At 66.4% G+C, this 21941-nt stretch carries 24 protein-coding genes; 6 read left to right on the forward strand and 18 right to left on the reverse strand.

Translation table 11 applies throughout. The annotated features are described in order from the left end of the window. Positions 1–509, forward strand: a 509-nt coding sequence (locus BST15_RS16175; protein ID WP_474623351.1) for a type I glutamate--ammonia ligase, incomplete at its 5' end; no start/stop codon positions are given. A 23-nt stretch (positions 510–532) separates the two neighbouring features. Here BST15_RS16175 and BST15_RS16180 read toward each other — a convergent pair. The 6 genes from BST15_RS16180 to BST15_RS16205 all read right to left on the reverse strand — a co-directional run bounded on the left by BST15_RS16180 (position 533) and on the right by BST15_RS16205 (position 7310). Then, positions 533–1018, reverse strand: a complete 486-nt coding sequence (locus BST15_RS16180) for an SRPBCC family protein (RefSeq protein WP_046189299.1) — start codon at positions 1016–1018, stop codon at positions 533–535. Between the two features lie 30 nt (positions 1019–1048). Further along, positions 1049–2071 carry a nitronate monooxygenase gene (locus BST15_RS16185; RefSeq protein ID WP_046189298.1) on the reverse strand — a complete coding sequence of 341 codons (1023 nt, stop codon included), beginning with the start codon at positions 2069–2071 and terminating at the stop codon, positions 1049–1051. A gap of 4 nt (positions 2072–2075) precedes the next feature. Then, positions 2076–3398, reverse strand: a complete 1323-nt coding sequence (locus tag BST15_RS16190) for a M16 family metallopeptidase (RefSeq protein WP_046189297.1) — start codon at positions 3396–3398, stop codon at positions 2076–2078. Beyond that, on the reverse strand, positions 3376–5634 hold the full coding sequence (locus BST15_RS16195) for a polyribonucleotide nucleotidyltransferase (RefSeq protein WP_046189296.1): 2259 nt from the start codon (positions 5632–5634) through the stop codon (positions 3376–3378). Before BST15_RS16195 ends, BST15_RS16190 begins: the two co-directional genes overlap by 23 nt. Positions 5635–5946: 312 nt before the next feature. Then, positions 5947–6216 (reverse strand): 30S ribosomal protein S15, encoded by a 270-nt coding sequence (gene rpsO, locus BST15_RS16200; RefSeq protein ID WP_046189295.1) that lies wholly within the window; start codon positions 6214–6216, stop codon positions 5947–5949. A gap of 116 nt (positions 6217–6332) precedes the next feature. Continuing rightward, positions 6333–7310 carry a bifunctional riboflavin kinase/FAD synthetase gene (locus BST15_RS16205; protein ID WP_046189294.1) on the reverse strand — a complete coding sequence of 326 codons (978 nt, stop codon included), beginning with the start codon at positions 7308–7310 and terminating at the stop codon, positions 6333–6335. A 25-nt stretch (positions 7311–7335) separates the two neighbouring features. Here BST15_RS16205 and mntR point away from each other — a divergent pair, with 25 nt between their 5' ends. Next, a complete protein-coding gene (gene mntR / locus BST15_RS16210) occupies positions 7336–8034 on the forward strand; it encodes a manganese-binding transcriptional regulator MntR (RefSeq protein WP_046189293.1) in 699 nt (232 codons plus the stop codon). A gap of 69 nt (positions 8035–8103) precedes the next feature. Then, positions 8104–8535, forward strand: a complete 432-nt coding sequence (locus BST15_RS16215) for a type II toxin-antitoxin system Rv0910 family toxin (protein WP_046189292.1) — start codon at positions 8104–8106, stop codon at positions 8533–8535. A 36-nt stretch (positions 8536–8571) separates the two neighbouring features. Here the strand turns inward: BST15_RS16215 and BST15_RS16220 are convergent, their stop codons facing one another. The 10 genes from BST15_RS16220 to BST15_RS16265 all read right to left on the reverse strand — a co-directional run bounded on the left by BST15_RS16220 (position 8572) and on the right by BST15_RS16265 (position 17675). Next, entirely contained in the window at positions 8572–9822 is a 1251-nt protein-coding gene (locus BST15_RS16220) for an acyl-CoA dehydrogenase family protein (RefSeq protein ID WP_046189291.1), read from the reverse strand. 50 nt (positions 9823–9872) lie between these two features. Beyond that, positions 9873–10739: an SDR family oxidoreductase gene (locus BST15_RS16225; protein ID WP_046189290.1), complete on the reverse strand. Its 867-nt coding sequence runs from the start codon at positions 10737–10739 to the stop codon at positions 9873–9875. A gap of 33 nt (positions 10740–10772) precedes the next feature. Further along, entirely contained in the window at positions 10773–11639 is an 867-nt protein-coding gene (locus BST15_RS16230; RefSeq protein WP_046189289.1) for a MaoC/PaaZ C-terminal domain-containing protein, read from the reverse strand. Between the two features lies 1 nt (position 11640). Further along, positions 11641–12081, reverse strand: a complete 441-nt coding sequence (locus tag BST15_RS16235) for a type II toxin-antitoxin system Rv0910 family toxin (RefSeq protein ID WP_046189288.1) — start codon at positions 12079–12081, stop codon at positions 11641–11643. 27 nt (positions 12082–12108) lie between these two features. Then, complete coding sequence (locus BST15_RS16240; RefSeq protein WP_046189287.1) at positions 12109–13314, reverse strand: lipid-transfer protein; 1206 nt, start codon at positions 13312–13314, stop codon at positions 12109–12111. A 129-nt stretch (positions 13315–13443) separates the two neighbouring features. Beyond that, positions 13444–14079 (reverse strand): TetR/AcrR family transcriptional regulator, encoded by a 636-nt coding sequence (locus BST15_RS16245; protein ID WP_046189286.1) that lies wholly within the window; start codon positions 14077–14079, stop codon positions 13444–13446. Positions 14080–14178: 99 nt separating this feature from the next. Beyond that, positions 14179–15156, reverse strand: a complete 978-nt coding sequence (locus BST15_RS16250) for a DUF2804 domain-containing protein (protein ID WP_046189285.1) — start codon at positions 15154–15156, stop codon at positions 14179–14181. Between the two features lie 7 nt (positions 15157–15163). Further along, a complete protein-coding gene (gene truB, locus BST15_RS16255; protein ID WP_234808427.1) occupies positions 15164–16051 on the reverse strand; it encodes a tRNA pseudouridine(55) synthase TruB in 888 nt (295 codons plus the stop codon). Continuing rightward, the gene (gene pptT / locus BST15_RS16260) at positions 16048–16707 is read right to left on the reverse strand and encodes a 4'-phosphopantetheinyl transferase PptT (protein ID WP_046189283.1); all 660 of its coding nucleotides are present in this window, start codon (positions 16705–16707) and stop codon (positions 16048–16050) included. Before pptT ends, truB begins: the two co-directional genes overlap by 4 nt. Then, complete coding sequence (locus BST15_RS16265; protein WP_198528305.1) at positions 16704–17675, reverse strand: metallophosphoesterase family protein; 972 nt, start codon at positions 17673–17675, stop codon at positions 16704–16706. Before BST15_RS16265 ends, pptT begins: the two co-directional genes overlap by 4 nt. A gap of 120 nt (positions 17676–17795) precedes the next feature. Between BST15_RS16265 and BST15_RS16270 the strand changes: the two genes are divergently transcribed. Continuing rightward, positions 17796–18380: a DUF3558 domain-containing protein gene (locus tag BST15_RS16270; RefSeq protein WP_046189281.1), complete on the forward strand. Its 585-nt coding sequence runs from the start codon at positions 17796–17798 to the stop codon at positions 18378–18380. A gap of 3 nt (positions 18381–18383) precedes the next feature. Further along, positions 18384–20024 (forward strand): CocE/NonD family hydrolase, encoded by a 1641-nt coding sequence (locus BST15_RS16275; protein WP_046189280.1) that lies wholly within the window; start codon positions 18384–18386, stop codon positions 20022–20024. On the opposite strand, the gene BST15_RS16280 is transcribed toward BST15_RS16275, so the two are convergent. Together BST15_RS16280 and BST15_RS16285 are read right to left on the reverse strand one after the other, a co-directional pair. Continuing rightward, positions 19995–20717: a DUF5642 family protein gene (locus tag BST15_RS16280; protein ID WP_157861730.1), complete on the reverse strand. Its 723-nt coding sequence runs from the start codon at positions 20715–20717 to the stop codon at positions 19995–19997. The genes BST15_RS16275 and BST15_RS16280 overlap by 30 nt on opposite strands. A 5-nt stretch (positions 20718–20722) precedes the next feature. Then, positions 20723–21058, reverse strand: a complete 336-nt coding sequence (locus tag BST15_RS16285; RefSeq protein WP_207572053.1) for a hypothetical protein — start codon at positions 21056–21058, stop codon at positions 20723–20725. 337 nt (positions 21059–21395) lie between these two features. On the opposite strand from BST15_RS16285, the gene BST15_RS16290 reads away from it, so the two are divergent. Then, on the forward strand, positions 21396–21884 hold the full coding sequence (locus BST15_RS16290) for a hypothetical protein (protein ID WP_046189279.1): 489 nt from the start codon (positions 21396–21398) through the stop codon (positions 21882–21884). Positions 21885–21941 lie beyond the last annotated feature (57 nt).

A 21941-nucleotide genomic window follows, 5' to 3' on the forward strand; every position in this document is an offset into this window, starting at 1 on the left:
TGCACCACGCACCCTCACTGCTGGCCTTCACCAACCCCACCATCAACTCCTACAAGCGGCTGGTGCCGGGCTACGAGGCCCCCATCAACCTGGTCTACAGCCAACGCAACCGCTCCGCCTGCGTGCGTATCCCCATCACCGGCACCAACCCCAAGGCCAAGCGCCTGGAATTCCGCTGCCCCGACTCCTCCGGCAACCCCTACCTGGCCTTCTCCGCCATGCTCATGGCCGGCATCGACGGCATCAAGAACAAAATCGAACCCGCCGCCCCCATCGACAAAGACCTCTACGAACTCCCGCCCGACGAGGCCGCCCAGATCGCCCAGGCACCCACCTCACTGGCCCAGGTCATCGACAACCTCGAAGCCGACCATGAGTACCTCACCGAAGGCGGCGTCTTCACCCCCGACGTCATCGACACCTGGATCAACTACAAACGCGACAACGAAATCACCCCAATCAACCTGCGCCCCCACCCCTACGAATTCGCCCTCTACTACGACTGCTGAGCCGAGCGCAGGGAGCCGGGCACTCACCGACCAGGCTGGGTGCCCTGCTCCGCCCGCTGCTTGAGCCGGTCCAGGGTGAGCCGGATGTGCTCAGCATTGGCGGTGGTCCGATCAGCGACACCGGTGATAAACCGGGTCAACCCGATGATCCAGCGCGGACGGTGATCCCAGGTGCTCTCGGTGACCTGACAGCCGCCGTCGGCAGGAGTGATCTCGTAGGCCCAGCGGGCCACCGGGATGATCGCCGATCGCACGTCGAATGCGAACCGGCGACCGGGTTCGGCGGCGACGACCGTGCAGGTGGTATTCCAGCTGTGCGAGCCGTTGCGGTTGGCACCGCTGAACTTCGCTCCGGGAGTCGCCGCGTCGCCTTTGCGCCACTGCATGGCGACGGTCTCCTCGGCGCAGTCAGCCAGCGCGGTCAGGTCGGTGATCAGCGCGTAGACCGACTCGGGGGCCGCCTGGATGTGCACGGTGCCGGTTGCTGAGGGGGTGGAGGTCTCACTCATGCGGCGATCATAACGACGCCGCGGCGCTGTTTAGGGCGTCAGTGCAGCAATGATGTCGGCAGCCGCGGCCGCACGGACACTTCGGAAACCGGTCCCCGCCCACAGATTGGTCCCGTGCGGGTCGTCATGGGTGACCGCCGCGGCGCGAATCGGTGCCGTCATGTGGTTGATCTCGGGGTATCCCACCGGGGCCACATCCTCGAATGCCCGGGTGAAGTCGTTTTCCAGACCTCGCGCGTAGCGGCCGGAGAATGCACACGTGACGGTGGTGTTGATGAACTCCGGATTGGTCAGCGCGGCTCGATGCGTCGGATTGGTCCCGGCTTCGTGAGCCAGGAGCAGGGCGGTGCCCACCTGCGCGGCCGCCGCACCCTTGCGCAGCACCCCGGCCACTTCGGCGGCGGTGCTGATCCCCCCGGTCGCCACCAACGGCACTTGAGGGTGGGCATGGCCGATCTCGGCCAGCAGGTGCTCCAGGGAGTCGGTACCCGGGAGCACGTCGGGGGCGAACGTGCCCCGATGGCCGCCGGCGCCGGGTCCCTGCACCACCAGAGCCTCGGCTCCGTGCCCCAGGGCCACGCCGGCCTCATAGGCCGAGGTCACCGTGACCATGGTCAGGATGCGCATGTCCCGCAGCCACTCCAGGTCGTCGGGCGGCGGTGTCCCGAAGGTGAACGACACCACGGTGGGCCGCAGATGGGCGACCACGTCAAGTTTCTCGGGCCAGCAGTCGTCATCGCCGAAGCGGGGCTCCCCCAGTTCCACCCCGTAGTGTTCGGCCAGTGGATCCAGTAGGTCGGCGTACTCGTCGAGGAGCACCACGTCGGCGTAACTGGGCTGGGGCACAAACAGATTGACCCCGATGGGGCCAGTGGTGAGTGCGCGCGCCGCGGTGATGTCGTCAGCTAGTTGTTGGGCTGTGCGGTAGCCACCGGCCACAAATCCCAGTCCGCCCGCCTCTGACACCGCGGCTGCCAGCGCCGGGGTACTGGGTCCGCCCGCCATCGGGGCACCGACAAGTGGGACCGTGAGTTCGGAGAAGCTGAAGGCCATTGCCCTAGCCTGCCATCGACCGCAACCGGCGCGGAAGCGCCCCTTTCGACCGGTAGGGCCCCAAGACCGCGACACCATAGGGCTGGGTCAGCAGCCGCCGGGCAACGGCATTGACCTCATCGACGGTGACTGCGGACAGTTCCCGCAGGGTGCGTGCGATAGGCCGGTGGCGGCCGTAGTTCAGTTCACTGCGGCCCAAACGATTCATGCGCGAACCGGAATCCTCCAGGCCCAGCACCAATCCTCCGCGCAGTGAACCCTTCGCGATCCGACACTCGTCGGCGGTGATGCCGTCGCGTGCCACGGACTGGAGTACCTCGGCGGTCACGGCGGCGACTTCGGCGAACCGGTCGGGCTGGCATGCGGTATAGACCGACAATGCGCCCGCATCGGCAAACGTGTCCACCGATGAGTAGATCGAGTAGGCCAGGCCGCGGGTCTCCCGAACCTGTTGAAAAAGGCGGGAACTGAGGCCACCACCCAACGCGGTGTTGAGCACCGCCAGCGCCTGACGGTGCTGCCAGTTGCGTCCGGGGGCACGCACGCCCAGGGACATGTGGGTCTGATCTGCGTCGCGATTGACCAGGGTGAGGCCCGGAACACCCGGTACTCGCGCAGCGCCACGCCGCGGCGCGGCGGGGCCTCGACCTCGAACCAGGCGATGCCCGAAGTGTTCTCGCACCAACGACACGACCGTGCCGTGGTCGATGTTGCCGGCGACGGCCACCACCATGCGCTCGGGCGTGTAGCGCCGCTGGTGAAACGATCGCAACTGGGCGCGCGTCATCGACGACACCGATTCGACATTGCCGATCACCGGTCGTCCGATCGGGTGGTCGCCGAACAGGGTCGACAAGAACACGTCGCCCAGCGCGTCCTCGGGATCGTCGTCACGCATCGCGAGTTCTTCCAGGACCACGTCACGCTCGAGGTCGACATCGGCGGCCGCGCACGAGCCGTTCAGGACGACATCGCTGACCAGCGCGACAGCCAGCTCGAGATCGGTGTCGAGTACGTGGGCGTAGTAGCAGGTGTGCTCTTTGCCGGTGAAGGCGTTGAGCTCACCCCCGACGGCGTCCATCGCCTGGGCGATACCGGCTGCCGTGCGGCTCGGGGTGGCCTTGAACAACAGGTGCTCAAGGAAGTGCGCCGCCCCGGCCACCGTGGCGCCCTCGTCACGCGATCCGACGCCGACCCACACGCCCACCGACGCCGAACGAACCGCGGGGAGGTACTCGGTGACCACCCGCAGTCCGCCCGGCAGGGTGGTGCGTCGCAGTGTGGCGCCCGTGGGCGCCGGCGGGTCAGCTCTGGGCGGGCGCGGCATCGGCAGGCTCAGCGGACCCCGCTTCTTGGGTCGCGTCCGCTGCGTCTTCGACAGGCACCAGCGAGATCTTGCCGCGGTTGTCGATGTCGGCGATCTCCACGCGCAGCTTGTCGCCGACCTTCACCACGTCTTCGACCTTGGCCACCCGCTTGCCCTTGCCGAGCTTGGAGATGTGCACCAGCCCGTCCCGACCCGGCAGCAGCGACACGAAGGCGCCGAAGTCGGTGGTCTTGACCACGGTGCCCAGGAACCGCTCGCCGATCTTGGGCAGCTGGGGGTTGGCGATGGCGTTGATCTTGTCGATCGCGGCCTGCGCCGACGGCCCGTCGGTGGCTCCGACGAACACCGTGCCGTCGTCCTCGATGGAGATCTGGGCGCCGGTCTCCTCGGTGATCGAGTTGATCATCTTGCCCTTGGGCCCGATCACCTCGCCGATCTTGTCCACCGGAACCTTGATGGTGGTGACCCGCGGCGCGTACGGGCTCATCTCGTCGGGCTCGTCGATGGCCTCGGCCATCACCTCGAGGATGGTCATACGGGCGTCCTTGGCCTGGGCCAGCGCACCGGCGAGCACCTGGGAAGGAATGCCGTCGAGCTTGGTGTCCAGCTGCAGAGCGGTGACGAAGTCCTTGGTGCCGGCGACCTTGAAGTCCATGTCGCCGAACGCGTCCTCGGCGCCCAGGATGTCGGTCAGCGCGACGAAGCGGCGCTCCGTCTTGCCGTCCACCTCGACGTCGTCGGAGACCAGACCCATCGCGATACCGGCGACGGGAGCCTTCAGCGGCACACCCGCATTGAGCAATGCCAGCGTCGAGGCGCAGACCGAACCCATCGAGGTGGATCCGTTGGAGCTCAACGCTTCCGAGACCTGGCGGATGGCGTAGGGGAACTCTTCGACGCTGGGCAGCACCGGAACCAGGGCCCGCTCGGCCAAGGCGCCGTGACCGATCTCGCGGCGCTTGGGCGAACCGACCCGGCCGGTCTCACCGGTCGAGTACGGCGGGAAGTTGTAGTGGTGCATGTAGCGCTTGGACTTCTCCGGCCCCAGCGAGTCGATCTGCTGCGCCATCTTCATCATGTCCAGCGTGGTCACACCCATGATCTGGGTCTCGCCGCGCTCGAACAGGGCGCTGCCGTGCGCCCGCGGGATCACTGCGACCTCTGCGGACAGCGCGCGGATGTCGGTGATCCCACGGCCGTCGATGCGGAAGTGGTCGGTCAGGATGCGCTGACGCACCAACTTCTTGGTCAAGCTGCGGTAGGCCGCGCTGATCTCCTTCTCGCGCCCCTCGTAGGTCTCGGCCAAACGCTGGACGACCTCGGCCTTGATCTCCTCGGTGCGCTCGTCACGTTCGGCCTTGGCCGCGATGGTCAGCGCCTTCGCCAGCTCGTCGGTCGCCACCGAGGCAACCGCGTAGTAGACGTCCTCGCCGTAGGGCGGGAACAGCGGGTAGTCGGCGGTCGGACGGGCAGCAGCGGCGGCCAGCTCCTGCTGGGCCTTGCACAGCGCCGCGATGAACGGCTTGGCTGCCTCCAGGCCCTCGGCCACCACGGCCTCGGTCGGCGCCTGGGCGCCGGCCTGGATCAGCTCGATGACGTTCTCGGTGGCCTCGGCCTCGACCATCATGATCGCGACGTCGCCGTCCTCGAGGAGGCGACCCGCCAGCACCATGTCGAAGGCCGCACCCTCAAGCTGCTCGACGGTGGGGAACGCCACCCAGGTGCCGTCGATCAGCGCCACCCGCGCGGCACCGACCGGGCCGGAGAACGGCAGGCCGGCGAGCTGGGTGGAGGCCGACGCGGCGTTGATCGCCACCACGTCGTAGAGGTCATTCGGGTTCAAGCTCAGCACGGTCACCACGACCTGAACCTCGTTGCGCAGGCCGTCGACGAACGACGGGCGCAGCGGGCGGTCGGTGAGACGGCAGGTCAGGATCGCGTCGGTGGACGGCCGGCCCTCGCGGCGGAAGAACGAGCCGGGGATGCGCCCGGCCGCGTACATGCGCTCTTCGACGTCAACGGTGAGCGGGAAGAAGTCGAAGTGGTCCTTGGGGGCCTTGCTGGCTGTGGTCGCCGACAGCAACATGGTTTCGTCGTCGAGGTAGGCGACGACGCTGCCCGCGGCTTGCTGAGCCAGCCGGCCGGTCTCGAAGCGGATGGTGCGCTTGCCGAAGCTGCCGTTGTCGATGACAGCGGTGGATTCGAACACGCCTTCTTCAATTTCAATTGCAGACATAAAAGCCCGTACGGCCTTTCCTGGTTCATTCAGCTGTTTTGCGACGTCAGACGTGCGTTGAGCGAAAGACCTGGATGCGGCTACGGTCGTCGATCGAAGCGGCCGGATCTTGATAAAGACGTGCTTTCAGACCCGGCTGCCACTACCGAAGACCGCCCGAAACGAGGTCTGGCTGATCGCAGACGAACATGTCTCGTCGTGACGTGCCGGAGTGGCGCACGCGGCTGCGCGGGCCACACCGATGTCCGGGCCTGGAAGGCCCGGACCGGTCTCACTCTAACAGGCAGCGACCGCTGCCGACCCGATTCGCCGTCAGCGACGCAGGCCCAGGCGCTCGATGAGCGAGCGGTACCGCGCCACATCGGTCGCGGTCAGGTACTTGAGGAGGCGACGACGCCGACCGACCAGCAGCAACAGCCCACGACGCGAGTGGTGGTCGTGCTTGTGCTTCTTGAGGTGCTCGGTGAGGTCGACGATCCGCTTGGTCAGCAACGCGACCTGAGCCTCAGGAGATCCGGTGTCGGTCTCGTGCAGACCGTAGTTGGCCAGGATCTCTTTTTTCTGCTCGACGGTCAGCGCCACAACAAATCTCCATCATTCGGTCCCGCGAATATCACGTCGGCGGCCACCGCGGACTGCAGCACGCCGAGGCGCAACTCTAGCAGCGCAGCGGGCGGTAGTCCCAATCGCGCAGCCGGTCACTCCCCGGAAAGTAGTCCGCGAGTCTTCTCGACGTCGGTGTTCATCACCGCGACCAGGTCGGCCACCGAGTCGAACTTCTCCTGACCCCGGATACGGCTGACGAAGTCGACAGCGACGCGCTGCCCGTACAGGTCAGCGGTTTCATCGATCACGAAGGCCTCGACGGTGCGGGCGCGCCCGGAGAAGGTCGGATTGGTCCCTACCGACACCGCAGCCCTGCAGCGCTGACCTGCAACGACAGTGCCTGGAACCTGGCCGTGCCCGAGCACGGTGAACCAGGCGGCATAGACCCCATCGGCCGGAATCGCCGCAAAGGCCGACGGCGCCACATTGGCCGTCGGGAAACCCAGTCCTCGCCCGCGGCCATCGCCGCGCACCACCAGCCCTTCGACCCGGTGTGGTCGCCCCAGCGCCTCGGCCGCGGCGGACACATCCCCGGCGTCCACGCAGGACCGGATGTAGGTCGAGGAGAAGGTGACCGACTGCACGGCATCTGCACGCTCGGCCACCAGCGACACCGATTCGACCCCGAACCCGAACTGCTCACCGGCCCGGCGCAGCGTCTCGACGTTGCCGGCCGCTTTACGCCCGAAGGTGAAGTTCTCCCCCACCACCACCTCCACCACGTGCAGATGCTCGACCAACAGCTGGTGGATATAGCGGTCGGGGGTGAGCTTCATGAACTCGGGCGTGAAGGGAATCACCAGGAAGACGTCGATGCCGAACTGCTCCACCAGCTCGGCGCGTCGCGCCAGCGTGGTGAGCGGCGCCGGGTGGTTGCCCGGGTAGACGACCTCCATCGGATGTGGATCAAAGGTCATCAGCACTGTCGGCACCCCACGCGCTTGCCCAGCCTTCACCGCATGGGTGATCAACTCCGCATGACCTCGATGCACACCATCGAAAACGCCGATGGTGAGCACGCACCTGCCCCAGTCTGTGGGGATCTCATCCTGCCCCCGCCACCGCTGCACGAGGACAAGCCTAAACTGTCCCGTTGTGAGCCCTTGGGAGCAGTCGGATGGGCTGAGTAGCGTCGCCCAGGACTATCTGAAAGTCATCTGGACCGCCCAGGAATGGTCACCCGACAGGGTCAGCACCAAAATGCTGGCCGAGAAGATTGGCGTGTCCGCGAGCACCGCCTCGGAGTCGATTCGCAAACTGGCTGACGCAGGCCTGGTGGACCACGAGAAATACGGGGCGGTGACCCTCACCGACGAGGGCCGACGGGCAGCCCTGGCGATGGTGCGCCGACACCGACTCATCGAGACATTCCTGGTGCGGGAGCTCGGTTACGGCTGGGATGAGGTGCACGACGAGGCCGAAGTCCTCGAACACGCGGTCTCCGACAGAATGGTTGCGCGGATCGACGCCAAGCTGGGTTACCCACAGCGCGACCCGCACGGGGACCCGATCCCTGCCCCCGACGGCCAGGTGCCGACTCCACCCGCCCGGCAGCTGTGGGCGTGTGCCGACGGCGAGACCGGCACCGTGGCCCGCATCTCCGACAACGATCCCGAGATGCTGCGCTACTTCGCCCAGGTGGGTATCAGCCTCGACGCCCGACTGCGGGTACTGACCCGCCGCGACTTCGCCGGGATCATCTCGGTGGCACTGGACGCACCCGAGGGCTCCGACCGCGAGCAGGCGACCTTCGATCTGGGCAGCCCAGCCGCCCAGGCGATCTGGGTGGTCTGACCCATCCGTAACGCGGCGGGTGCCGGCCTTCATCGCGGCACAGAGGGCCACACGCTCTAGGCTTTGCCGATGGCAAAACTTGAGCTGTCCCGTGAGCTGGCGCTGCCACCGGACGATGCCTGGGCCCATGCGTCGAATCTGGCCGAGTTGGGCGATTGGCTTTCCCTGCACCAGGGCTGGCGCTGCGACATCCCTGCCGAACTCACCGCCGGAGCAACGCTGGTCGGGGTGGCGGGCGCCAAGGGCATGCGCAATCGGGTCACCTGGACGGTCCGCAAGATCGAACCCCCAAAGCTGCTGGAACTCACCGGCGACGGTGTGGGCGGCACCAAGTACGCCCTGACACTGGGGATAAGCCCGGCCGAGTCGGGGTCGACGTTCATCCTGCGGATGGATCTGGGTGGGCGGCCGCTGTTCGGGCCGATCGGCACGGCCGCCGTCCGCGCGGTCAAGGGCGATATCGAGCGCTCAATCAAACAATTCGAAGCGCTCTACACCTGAGCGGTCGGCCGCCCGGGCGTGATCGCCAGGGATCAGCTACGAAAGCAGGCCTTTGGCGATGTGGGTGACCTGTACCTCGTTGCTGCCCGCGTAGATCATCAGCGACTTGGCGTCACGGGCCAGCTGTTCCACCCGGTACTCGGTCATGTAGCCGTTGCCGCCGAACAGCTGCACTGCCTCCATCGCGACCTCGGTCGCCGCTTCCGAGGAGTACAGCTTGATCGCCGACGCCTCGGCCAGCGTGGGGATCTTTCCGTGCTTGGCCTTCTCCAGCGTCTGGAACACCATGTTCTGCACGTTGATCCGGGCCACTTCCATCTTGGCCAGCTTGAGTTGAATCAGCTGAAATTGGCCGATGTTGCGGCCCCACAGCGTGCGGCTCTTGGCGTAGTCGACGCAGAGCCGATGACATTCGTTGATGATTCCCAGCGCCAGCGCGGCGACCCCGACCCGCTCGGCGACGAAGTTGGCCCGCGCACTGTCACGTCCGTCTCCGCCGGTGTGCTCTTCGGTCTCGCCCAGTAGCCGGTCGCGCCCCAGCCGCACATCGTCGAAGAACAACTCACCGGTCGGCGAGGAATGCATGCCCATCTTCTTGAACGGTTTGCCCTGCGTCAGGCCCGGCATCCCGGCGTCGAGCACGAAGGTGAGCACCTTGCGGTTACGCGGATCGGCGCCGTCCTGTTCGTCTAACTTTGCGTAGACGATGAGAGTGTCGGCATAGGGGCCGTTGGTGATGAACGTCTTCTGGCCGTTGAGGATGTAGTCCTCACCGTCACGCCGGACATAGGTCTTCATACCGCCGAAGGCATCGGAGCCCGCGTCGGGCTCAGTGATTGCCCAAGCGGCGATCTTCTCCAGGGTCACCAGCTCCGGCAGCCAGCGTTCCTGCTGCGCCAAGGTGCCGCGCGACATGATCGTGGCGGCGCCCAGTCCGAGGCTGACCCCGACCGCTGCGACCAATCCCAGACTGACCCCGGCGAGTTCGCTGACCAGGATCAGTCCCATTGAGGCCTGAGCCCCCAGATCGCCGAATCCGCCGCCCGCCGATTGGGCCGGCTTGCTCTCGCCGTCGACGGCCTGCCTCGCGTGCGCCTTTTCCAGTCGGCTCTTGATGGCTTCCGCAGCGATCACGTCGATCCCGAAGTCGGCGAAGAGTTTCCGCAGGATCGCATACGGCGGCAGTTCGCCGCTCTCCAGCGCGTCGAGGTTCGGCCGAACCTCCCGATCAATGAATTCCCGGACGCTGTCCCGGATCAGCTCGTCCGTGTCAGACCACTCGATCATCTTTTACTCCGCCTCCTCAGCATCACTTCGTTCTGCATCGTCGCCGGTGGCTACGGCAACCTCGCCGCGATGTCGTCGATCTCCCAGATGCCTTCAGTCTCAATGGTGTCGGTGTCGTGCCAGCCGGCCAGCCGCGAGATAGCGCCACCCTGTACCGCGTACACCGCGCCGGTGATCGGACACTTCTCGGTGGCCAGATACGCCACCAAGGGCGAAATATTGGCCGGGCTGAACAGATCCAGCTCCCCGTCCTCCGGTTCTGCCATCAATGCGCCCATGCCAGGCGTGGCCAGGGTGAGGCGGGTGCGCGCTATCGGGGCGATCGCGTTGACCCGCACCCCATAGCGATCCAGCTCCTCGGCGGCGATCAGGGTCAGTGCGGCGATCCCGGCCTTGGCCGCTCCGTAGTTCGCCTGGCCGGGGTTGGGCAGCGTGACCCCGGACCCGGAGGCGGTGTTGATCACTGCGGCGTTGGGCTGCTCCCCTGCCTTGGACTGCGCCTTCCAATAGGCCGCGGCGTGGTGCAGCATCGCGAAGTGGCCCTTGAGATGTACCGCGACCACGGCATCCCATTGCGCTTCTTCCATGCCGGGAATGAATGCATCCCGCAGGATTCCGGCATTGTTGACCAACACGTCCAACCTGCCGAACTCGTCGATGGCCTGCTGGACAAGCCGTTCCGCGCACGACCAGTCCGAGACGCTGTCGGTGTTGGCCACCGCGCGCCCGCCAGCCGCCACGATCTCGTCGACGACCTGCTGCGCAGTGGTGGTGTCGGACCCCTCGCCGGCGTTGCTTCCACCCAGATCGTTGACTACCACTGCGGCCCCCTCGGCCGCGAAAAGCAGGGCGTGTTCGCGCCCGATGCCACGTCCGGCGCCGGTGATCACCGCGACCCGGCCTTCCAATACGCCCATATCTGACTCCTCGGATCTCTCGTCGACGCTGCCTTAGTCGGCGATCACGGCCAAGCCGTCGGTGATCGCCATTTCGCCGGCGCCTAAGCGCGCGGTCTCGAATGCGTACGTGGTGGCGCCGTCGCCGCGACCGCTGGTCCAGATCCGGGTCTCAAGGTCGTCGCCGGGCAGCACCATCTTGGAGAACCGCACCGCCAATCGCCGCAGTCGGCTGACATCTGATCCGGCCACCTCGGTGAGCACCGCCCAGGAGGTGAACGCCATGGTGCACAGGCCGTGCGCGATGATCCCCGGCAGTCCGGCGTCGCGGGCGACTTCCTCGTCCAGGTGAATCGGCATCGGATCACCCGCGGCCGGCCCGTAGCGGAACGTCTGGTCGGCATCGACGTGTTGGACGACCTTGGCCACCGGCGCCTGCTGACGCAGCGCGTCGTCGAACTTGTGTCCGGGGCTGAGTTCGCCGACTCTCTTGCCCGCATTGTGTCCGCGGAAGAAGCAGGTCACGTATTGCTCGTTGACCAGTTCGCCTTCCTCGGTGCGGCATTCAAGCAATATCGCTGCGCGGGTGCCCTTCTCCAGTCCTTCGTAGCCGATCATCTTGCCGCGGGAGACCAGCTTGTCTCCCGGCCGGATGGGCCGGTGGAACCAGAAGTCCTGCTCGCCGTGCACCACCCGCGGGATCAGCTCGACCGGTGCCACCTCGACCGCGGGAACCAGCAGTGACTCGAACACCGGCACGATCGCAAACACCGGCGGCGCGATGTCGCCGCTGCGGTGCGCGGCGATCGGGTCGTTGGTCGCCGCGGCGTATTCGACGATCCGCTCGCGGGTGACCGCGAACCGGTCCTCGTCACTCCATTTGTCCAGCCCGGCATCGTCAAAGGCCAGATCGTCGGTCACCTCAGGCCGCCGCCGACGCCAGCGCCTCGAGTTGAGCGAGGGTCTTGTCGAGTTGCCTGGCCCCGTCCTTCTCGACCGCCTTGCCCAGCGCACCTTTGATCAGCGCGCCCTCGAAGTCGCCGGCCACGCTGAACTGGGAGCCGTCGCCGTCGGGAGTGACCGTGAAGTCGAAGCGGCACTTCACGCCGGCCATGCCGGTGCCCGACAGCGTCAGGGTGGTGGGGGCGGCCACGTTCTCGACCGTCCATTCGATCTTGTTCGCCATGCCGAGCATGACGATCTTGGCGGTCAACGTCTCACCCGGCGCCAGGGCGGCCGGCGGCTCGGTGAGCCACTTCTCGTGGATGGTGAACCACTTGTCCCAGCTGGACAGGTCGCTGATGGTGTCCCACAGCGCGTTCGGGCTGACGGCGAGGCTTTTGGTGGCTTCGATGTGTCCCATGGTGCGTCCTCCTCGGGTGTCGATGGCTTAGCGCTCGGCGCGCTGGTAGGCGGTGACCACGGCGGCGCCGCCGAGGCCGATGTTGTGTTGCAGGGCGGCGGTGACGTTGGGCACCTGACGCTTGTCGGCGTCACCGCGAAGCTGCCAGGTCAGTTCGGAGCACTGCGCCAACCCGGTGGCCCCCAGCGGATGCCCCTTGGAGATCAGGCCGCCGGAAGGGTTGACCACCCACCGCCCGCCGTAGGTGGTGTCGCCGTCGTCGATGAGCCGCGGCGCATCGCCCTGCGCGCACAGGCCCAGCGCTTCGTAGAGCAGCAGCTCGTTGGCCGAGAAACAGTCATGCAGCTCGATCACCTGGAAGTCCTCGGGCCCCAGGCCGGACTGGTGATAGACACGCTGTGCGGCTTGCACATTCATGTCATAGCCGATCAGATTCTTTGCCGAGCCGTCGAAGGTGGAGCCGAAGTCGGTGGTCATCGCCTGACCGACGATCTCAACGGCACGGCCGGCCAGGCCGTGCTTGTCGACTAATGCCTCGCTGGCAAGAATCGCCGCCCCAGAACCGTCCGAGGTCGGTGAGCACTGGAGCTTGGTGAGCGGGTCGTAGATCATCCGCGAACCCAGGATGTCTTCGAGGCTGTACTCGTCCTGGAATTGAGCGTAGGGGTTGTTGACCGAATGCTTGTGGTTCTTGTAACCGATCTTGGCGAAATGCTCTGCGGTGGAACCGTGTTGCTTCATGTGCTCGCGGCCGGCGGCGCCGAACATCCACGGCGCCACGGGGAACAGCACCTCAGAGATCTCGGCCAGCGCCAGCACATGCTTCTCCATCGGCTGCGCGCGGTCGTCGTAGGTGGACCCCAGCGAGCCGGGCTGCATCTTCTCGAAGCCCAGTGCGATGGTGCAGTCGGCGAGCCCGCCCCGGATCGCCTGAGCGGCCAGATACAGCGCGGTCGAACCGGTCGAACAGTTGTTGTTGACATTGACCACCGGAATCCCGGTCAGTCCCAACTCGTACAGTGCCCGCTGCCCGGAGGTGGATTCACCGTAGACATAACCGACGTAGCCCTGCTCCACCTCGCGGTAGTCGATCCCGGCGTCGGCCAGCGCCTTGGTGCCGGACTCCCGGGCCATGTCCGGGTAGTCCCACGCCGATCCGTCGTCGTTGGTCCGCCGACCCGGCTTCTCGAACTTCGTCATGCCGACACCGATTACGTAGACCTTGTTCGCCATGGTTCCCCTTCGATTCCGGCCAGTGGCCAAAAACATACCGGCCTGATTGCATCTTTACAAGAGTGCGCGCAGGGGCACAGAACACGAGGGTGCGCGAGGGTGCGGCGCGTTGGCGACCCGCGGCGTCAGTCAGTCAGATTGCGGCAAGACGCCGGCGGCCACCTGACGCAGGTGCACACAGGCGCGATCCCAGCGTCGCCGGGCACGCTGCGGATCGTCGTCGACGAAGTTCGACACCAGGATGCCGCGCAGCACGTCCATCGCGGTGAAGACGATGTTGCGAATCTCCTTCTGCGCGGGATGCCCAGGCATCAACTGGGCGATCGCGGCAACCAAGGTCCCGTTGACGACGCCTTCTACCCGTTCGATGTGCTGCGCGAGCACCCGGTCCGTACGGGCGGCCACCCAGAGTTCCACGGTGGCAATGAACATCGGCCCTTGGTGGGCCTCCCACAGGAAGTTCAAGGCGGTCGCCACCGGGTCCGGGATCGACCGAACCTGACCGAGTTCACGAATGGCTGCCTGGGTGCGCTGCTGAGCCAGATGCTCGACGGCGGCAACAACGAGGTCTTCTTTCGACCGGAAATGATGGATCTGGGCACCCCGGGTGACTCCGGCCAATTCGGCGATACGCGGCGTGGTGGTGCCGGAGTAGCCGTAGTTCACCAGACATTCGATGGTGGCGTCGAGCAGTCGCGTCCGCATCGCGGCACTGCGCTCGGCCTGGGTACGCCGCACCGCCGGTGCAGTACCGCTCGCAGCCATCCCACCACCTCCGCCACTCGGCTACCGCCTCAACTGGGACCATCAGCATAGCCCCAGTTACGTTCGTATAGGTATGCAACATTGCGGGCTCTGTCGCGCTCACCAGAGCATGTGCACCTGTTCGGCCCAGCCGAGGAGATCGGTCACGACGAGGTCGGCGCCGTCGTCGGTGCGGATGCGCCCGTTGTAGTGCCCGAAACACTGATGGGTGCCCGGCATCGGCGAGCGGTGATGGAATGGGGTGAAGGTCAGCTGCACCTGATCGGAGTCGGGTGTGCGGATTCTCCAGGGCCCGTCGTATTCGGGGTAGTGCCAGTCCAGTTCGGCGCCGATCTTGCTGAGTCGTCCGTCGACGCAGAGCGCGTTCTCTGTGCTTGGGGTGCCGACCGTCCACTTACCGCCCAGCTGCAGTCCGACGGTGCGCCCGTCGGTGTGACCGGAAGCCGCACCCCAGTTCCACACGATGTTGGCCGGCCAGCGGCCGCGCCCGTGGTCAAGCACACCCCACCCGCCGGCGAAGTCGTAGGTGTCCGCTCCCACCCGAACCAATCCCGAAGCGGGCCGCGCGGTGTGCTTGGCGGTGTACTGGAACCTGCTCTGGCTCCACGGCACCACTACCGCGAGCGTCTCGTGTCCGGGCGGCAGCGCGACGAACAGGTCGCCGGTCATCGCTCCTGCAGAGGTCTTGCAGGAGAACTGAATCCGAGTGCCGTCGGTCTCGGTGGTGATATCGATCGTGATCAGTCCGCGAGCCGTGGCCGGTCCATCACCGAGACTGGACGGCAAGGTGATCCCCCACCCGCCCGGGTGCAGGCAGCTCCGGCTCACCTGAAGTCCGGAGTAATCCAGCAGAAAGACATTGCTCACGCCGAGGTAGTCGAGGTCGGCGACGGTGACCGCGATCAGATGGGTGGGCGTCGTCAGGCACCAGTACTCCCACCGCTTAGTCCGCCCCCAGCCGCGCAGATTGCAGCGGTGCAGCGGCGTTCGTGTCCAACCGACGGCGCCCGGGTTCAACAATCCGGACGAGGCGCAAAGATCAACAGCCTGCGTGATCTCGCGCTCCTCGGTGGCCACCGGCGGACTATAACGTCGCCGGGCGGATGACGACCGCCGATTTGGTCCGCCGTCCCGAGTCCTCCAGCAGCGCGATCACCCGTCCATCGGCGTCGGTGGCCGCGTAAATCCCGTCGATGCCCGCTGGGGCCAACGGCCGGCCGTGGCTGACGTCGAGTGCCTCGTCAACGTTGAGGTCCCGCCGCGGAAACGTCTGCAGGCAGGCGTCATCGAGGCTGTAGCTCAGCGCGGGACGCTCCCCCAGTTCGTCGAGGGTGCGGGCCTGATCCAGCCCGAAGCTGCCGGCCCGGGTGCGCCGCAGTGCGGTCAGATGACCCCCCACTTCCAGCTCGTTGCCCACGTCGCGGGCCAGTGCCCGGATATAGGTTCCCGCCGAACAGTCCACCTCGACATCCAGATCCACGAACTGCTCTTCGCGCCGCATCGCCAGCAACTCGAACCGCGCGATGTGCACCGGCCGGGCGGCCAGCTCGACGGCGTGGCCTTCCCGGGCCAACTGGTAGGACCGCTTGCCCGCGACTTTGATGGCGCTCACCGCCGAGGGCACCTGAGCTATGTCGCCACGCAGCCCCGCGATCGCCGCGGTGATCTGCTGTTCGGTGACGTGCGCGGCCGATGTCGTGGCCAGCACCTCGCCTTCGGCATCTTCGGTCGAGGTGGTCTGCCCCAGTCGGATGGTGGCGGCGTAGGACTTCTGCGACGTGGTAAGCAAACCCAGGATCTTGGTGGCCCGTTCGATGCCGATCACCAGCACACCGGTTGCCATCGGGTCGAGTGTGCCGGCATGGCCCACCTTGCGGGTGCCGAAGAACCTGCGACAGCGCGCAACCACGTCGTGGCTGGTGATTCCCGCGGGTTTGTCGACGATCACCAGGCCCGCCGGCACGGCACTCACAGCACGATCGCCGTCAGCACCAGACCACCGGACACCGACCATCGGCCACCGAGCTCGGTCAGCGGCGGTCCGGACAACGCTGCGGGGTCAATGAGGATGCGCGAGGAAAACGTGCCGTCGGGATCGAAGGTGATGTGAGCGTCCTCGAAGCCCAGCCACCGCCTGGTCAACGGAAACCATGCCTTATAGGTGGCCTCTTTGGCGCAGAACAGGATTCGGTCCCAGTGCTGACCTTCCGGCAACGCCGCGAGTTGGTCTCTTTCGACGGGCAGACTGACGGCTTTGAGCACACCGTCGGGGAGTACGTCGTGCGGTTCGGCATCGATACCCACCGATCGCACCGCGGTGCTGCGGCCCACCACCGCACCGCGGAAACCCGCGCAGTGCGTCAGACTGCCGACCACACCCGCGGGCCACGTGGGCTCACCCTTCTCCCCCTTGAGGATCGGGACCGGCGGCTGCCCGAGCTCTTCCAACGCCAACCGCGCGCAGTAGCGGGCGGTGACGAATTCGTTGCGCCGCTTGGCCACCGAACGTGCGACCAGTGGCTCCTCCTCGGCCAGCGGAGCTAACCCGGGTGGATCGTCATAGCGTTCGGCCCAGGCCAGCGATCCCGCCGGCACTCCCTCGAGCACCCTGTCCAGCAGTCCGCTCATCGTGCCTGCCGCCGACGCAGTCGCTCCGTGAATTTCGCACTGGCCTCACGCATCTCGTCGGTGATCACGAAGTGCCCGCCGAACTCATTGAGGTAGCCGGGCGGGTACTGCGGCTCCGGCAGTATCTGACGTAGCCAGCGATGCGGCCGGCGGCGGCGCCACTCCCGCGGGTAGCCCACCGAGACCTCCTCGAAGCGCACCCCGTCGTAGTACGTGGTACGCGGGATGTGCAGATGGCCATAGACCGAACACGTCGCGTTGTAACGGGTATGCCAGTCGGCAGTCTCGACGGTGCCGCACCAGAGCGAGAACTCCGGATAGAACAGTGCATCGCAGGGCTGACGCACCATCGGGAAGTGATTGACCAGCACAGTCGGGTTCATCCAGTCGAGGTCTTCCAGGCGCTTTCGGGTGACCGCGACCCGATCACGGCACCAGGCGTCGCGGGTGCCGTAGGGCTCGGGCGACAGCAGGAACTCATCGGTGGCCACCACATTGTTCTCCCGCGCGATCGCCAGGCCCTCGGCCTTGGTGGACGCCCCGTCCGGCAGGAAGGTGTAGTCGTAGAGCAGGAACATTCCCACGATGGTCGCGGGGCCACCCTGCTCGGTCCAGACCGGGAAGGGATGCTCGGGTGTGATGACACCCATCTGGTCGCACATGTCGACGAGGTAGTCATAGCGAGACCGGCCGAACACCTGCATTGGGTCCTTGGTGGTGGTCCACAGCTCGTGGTTTCCCGGAACCCAGATCACCTTCGCGAAGCGTTTGCGCAGCAGGTCCAGCGCCCAACGGATCTCATCGGTGCGCTCCGCCACATCACCGGCAACGATCAGCCAGTCGTCACCGGTGACCGGATGCAGTTCCTCGGTGATCGGCTTGTTGCCCAGATGGCCGGTGTGCAGATCGGAGATCGCCCACAGGGTGGGGCCGTCAGCGGCCCTCGGCGCGTGGGTGGTCACGAGGATTCAGAGTAGCGGCGATCGGTGGGCACGCAGAATTAGAACGTGTTCTCACCTTTGGGGAAGTGGCGGGCGCCACAACTTGTAGACTCCCGGCAGTACAACCGGGTGGAAGCGAGGAGTGTCATGCTGACCAAACTGCGCCTGATCACCGCGTTGGGGGCGCTGGTGATGGCCGTCGTGATGGTCTGGCAACAGACACCCCCCGGCCGCGACATCGCCGACGGCGCCGATGTGCAGCTGCGCTCCACCGCCCTGCCGCTGGCACCCCCGACCACGTCGAGCAAAGCGGTCAACCTCACCAACCCGCGTCCGTTCGACGCCTGTGAAGACATCCCCTATGACGTGATCGCGCAGTTGGGTTTGGCGTTCACACCGCCCAAGCCGGTCGAGGGTGTGCGCTGCGAGTTCGATGCCGGCAACTACCAGATGGCCGTCGAGACGTTCGTGTGGCGCAGCTATGACGAGACCATTCCCGCCGACGCCATTGAGATGGACATCAACGGGCACCGCGCGGCGCAGTACTGGGTCATGAAGCCGACCGAGTGGAACAACCGGTGGTGGTTCTCCTGCATGGTGGCGTTCAAGACCAGCTACGGGGTCATCCAGCAGTCGCTGTACTATTCGCCGGTGTATTCCAACCCTGATGTGGACTGTCCCACCGAGAACCTGATGCGGGCACACCAGCTGGCGCCGCACTACAAGTACTGACCTTTGGCCGCCTCAACACCACGTCCGGCCCGCCCCCGGCTGACCGATGTCGTGATCAACCGGGCGCTGCGCCGGCTGCCGCCGCCCACCACCGGATACACCGTGCGCCGAGAGCACATTCCGATGCGCGACGGGGTGCAGCTGCGCGCCGACCACTATCAGCCCACCGGCGCTGTGGCCGGCACGCTGCTGGTGCGCTGCCCCTACGGCCGCGGTTTCCCGTTCTCGGTGGTGTTCGCGCGGTTGTATGCCGCCCGCGGCTACCGGGTGATCCTGCAGAGCGTGCGCGGCACCTTCGGCTCTGGTGGGGTGTTCGAGCCGATGGTCAACGAGGCCGCCGACGGTGCCGACACGGTGGCGTGGCTGCGGACCCAGCCGTGGTTCACCGGTTCCTTCGGCACCATCGGATTGTCCTACCTGGGTTTCACCCAGTGGGCGTTGCTGGCCGATCCCCCGCCGGAGTTGAAGGCCGCGGTCATCACGGTCGGAATGCACGATCTGTACCAGTCGACCTGGGGTGTGGGGTCATTCGCGTTGAACGACTTTTTGGGCTGGAGCCACATGATGGCCCACCAGGAGGCCCGTCCGCGGATCCGTGCCGGGCTGCAGCAGCTGACTGCGCAACGCCGGGTCAAACGCGCCGCGGCCGCACTGCCGCTGGGCTCGGCCGGCCGGGCCCTACTGGGCGGCGGCTCGCCCTGGTACGAGTCCTGGGTCGAGCACCCTGATCGCGATGACCCGTTCTGGGACAGGATGCGTTACCCGGTGGCGCTGGAGCAGACCCAGGTGCCGGTGCTGCTGCTCAGTGGCTGGCAAGACCTGTTCTTGGATCAAGCGCTGGCTCAGTTCCGGACGTTGCGCGACCGAGGAGCCGAGGTGGCGCTGACCGTCGGCCCGTGGACCCACACCGAGATGCTGACCAAGGGACTGCGCACCGTCATGGCGGAATCCCTGGACTGGTTAGGCACTCACCTGGCCGGCGCCGAGCGGCCGTCGCGGACCAGCCCGGTACGGGTCTACGTCACCGGCGCTGGACAATGGCGCGAGCTCCCCGATTGGCCCCCCGAGACTTCCGGTCGCAGCTGGTGGCTGCAACCCGGCGGCCGGTTGGCCGATGGCCCGTCAGCCACAGATGCCGCCGAGGCGGTCAGCTTCACCTACGACCCCGCTGACCCCACACCCACGGTCGGCGGGCGACTGCTGGCGCCCGGTGGTGGTTATCAGCGCGACGACGCGTTGGCGCGGCGCGACGACGTGCTGACCTTCACCAGCGAGCCGCTGTCCGACGCCCTCGATGTCTTCGGCAGCCCCGCCGTGGAGCTGTCACATGCCAGCGACAACCCGCACGTCGACCTGTTCGTCAGGATCAGCGAAGTCGACGCTCGTGGACGTTCACGCAATGTCAGCGACGGATACCGCCGGTTGAAGCGCGGCGCGGGGATCGTCCACCTTGAGCTGGATGAGATCGCGCACCGGTTTTCGTCCGGGGCACGCATCCGGCTTCTCATCGCCGGCGGCTGTCACCCCCGCTTCGCGCGCAACCTGGGCACCGAGGATCCGGCGGTCAGCGGCGTCGAGCTGCGACCGGCGACGCACACGGTACGGTTCACCGACTCACGGCTGCTGCTGCCCACGCACCGCTGACACGGCTTTGACCAGCAGGTCTGACATCAACCTCTGCGGGTCTAACTGCTGGTCGGCGCTGCCCATCACGACAACCGACGTGCTGTCGTCGAGTGCTGCGGTGAACAGATAGTCAGGATCGTCTGCGGAGTCCGCGACTGTCAGCCTGACCCCCGTCGTCCTCACGCCCCCGACGGCGGGGGCCGCGATGCGCTCCACCGTGCCGGTCGCCTCCGGCGAACCGGACAGCGAGATCCGATCACATCCGGGCGGATCAGGCTCAGCTGCGACGGGATGGGGCGACCGCAGTGCGACAACGTACATGCTGCCCCGATCGCCCTGCCCGATGACGCCGGCGGCCTCCGTACCGACCGTCGGATCCGCGTAGGGCGGGATCACGACTGAACGGCACTGAGGTGGGTCGAACTGGGCGCCGGTGAACGCAGCGACCGCCGAGCCCCCGATATCGGACTGCTCCAGTGTCTTTGCCGGGTGCGCCTGCGGCGAGAATCCCTGCGGAAAATCGTCGACGACGGCATCGACTTTGGAGATGTCGTACGGCGCCGGGGTGGATTGCGCAGCGGGCGGCGGGGCCGCCACCGGTCCCGCGGGCGCGACTTCTGCGCTGGTGCCGCACCCGGCTGCGGCGGTCGCGACGCCGAGCGCGGCCAGCAGTATCGGTACGCGTCCAGCGGCAGGCCGGTCACTCGACATCGCGGTCACCACCACCACCAGTGGTGCCACAGATGGTGGTGCCGCCACCAGTGGTGCCGGCCCCACACCTGCGGCAGGGGGGCCGAGCGCCAATCCGTGGCGAACACGGTCTGGGCTGGATCGTGACCCGCGGCGCTACCGTGCCCGAGGGCCAGTTGCCCACCAGCCAGGTGGACCGCGGCCGGCAGCCCGGATGCCTCCGCCACGGATGCCTGTGCCGGCCCCGCAACCGCCGCGCCGGCCACGGCGCAGGCGCCCAGAGCTCCGGCGACAACGCGTCGGCGCGCCCCTCGTGACATCACCATGGTTTCCTCCTCGTCGGCAATAGAGAATTCTTTCAATACTCGGACGGTAGCACCGGGAGAAGCGGCATTCAACGGTCTCGATAACACTTTTTCATACTTCATAATTTGACCTCAAACTCGCTATAGATTCATAACTAACTTTCATCTCTGCAGCTCACAGTGCATTTACTGATGTACTGATTCACTGATATACGCGCCTCCGTATTCAATGAAGTAATGACGGACCCGGGCGTGCGTATATTCGATTTCACTTAGGCGGATAATGGTCCGAGAAATTGATGTCACTGCCGCCCCCGCGGCCGGCCATCGCGTCAACGGGTCCAGGGATCGGCGGGGCGTGCGAGTATGCGGTCATCACACGACAGGGAGCAGAATGAAACAGCTCTACGAACGCCACAGCACGGCGACGACCCCCGCCAGCATTGATCCGGATCTTCGTGCGGCGATCGAGGACCACGCTGCGGGCAATCAACTCGGCGACGTGCTGACCACAGCAACAGCGGTGTGCGAGACGCGCAACGTGCGGCTCTACCGAAACGGACTGCTCGCCACGATCACCGGCTCGGGCGACCCGGATCGCGAACACCGGACCGTTGCTCTGCTGACTCCTCGCTACCTGGTGATCGGTGTGGCCGGCGACAAGCGTGGCGTGCACGTCCGCTCCGCACGCCTCGAGACCGTCACTCTCAGCCCCGGCATCGTTTCGAGTGCCGACTCCGGCATCAGCGTGGTGGCTCAGTGGTCTGGCGCGACCGCCGACCAGGTGACCACGGCGTTCTATCTCGGCCTGGGCGACGACCCCAGCGGTCACGACTTCTCCAGCCGGCTCCGCACGGCCATCACCGATGCCAAGTCTCGCTGATCTGGGGAAACCCGCGCCCGTGTGCGCGCACCAGCGGTCCCATCCCTTGTGACGGTT

It is taken from the genome of Mycolicibacter arupensis (assembly GCF_002086515.1).
GTDB classification, from domain to species: domain Bacteria; phylum Actinomycetota; class Actinomycetes; order Mycobacteriales; family Mycobacteriaceae; genus Mycobacterium; species Mycobacterium arupense.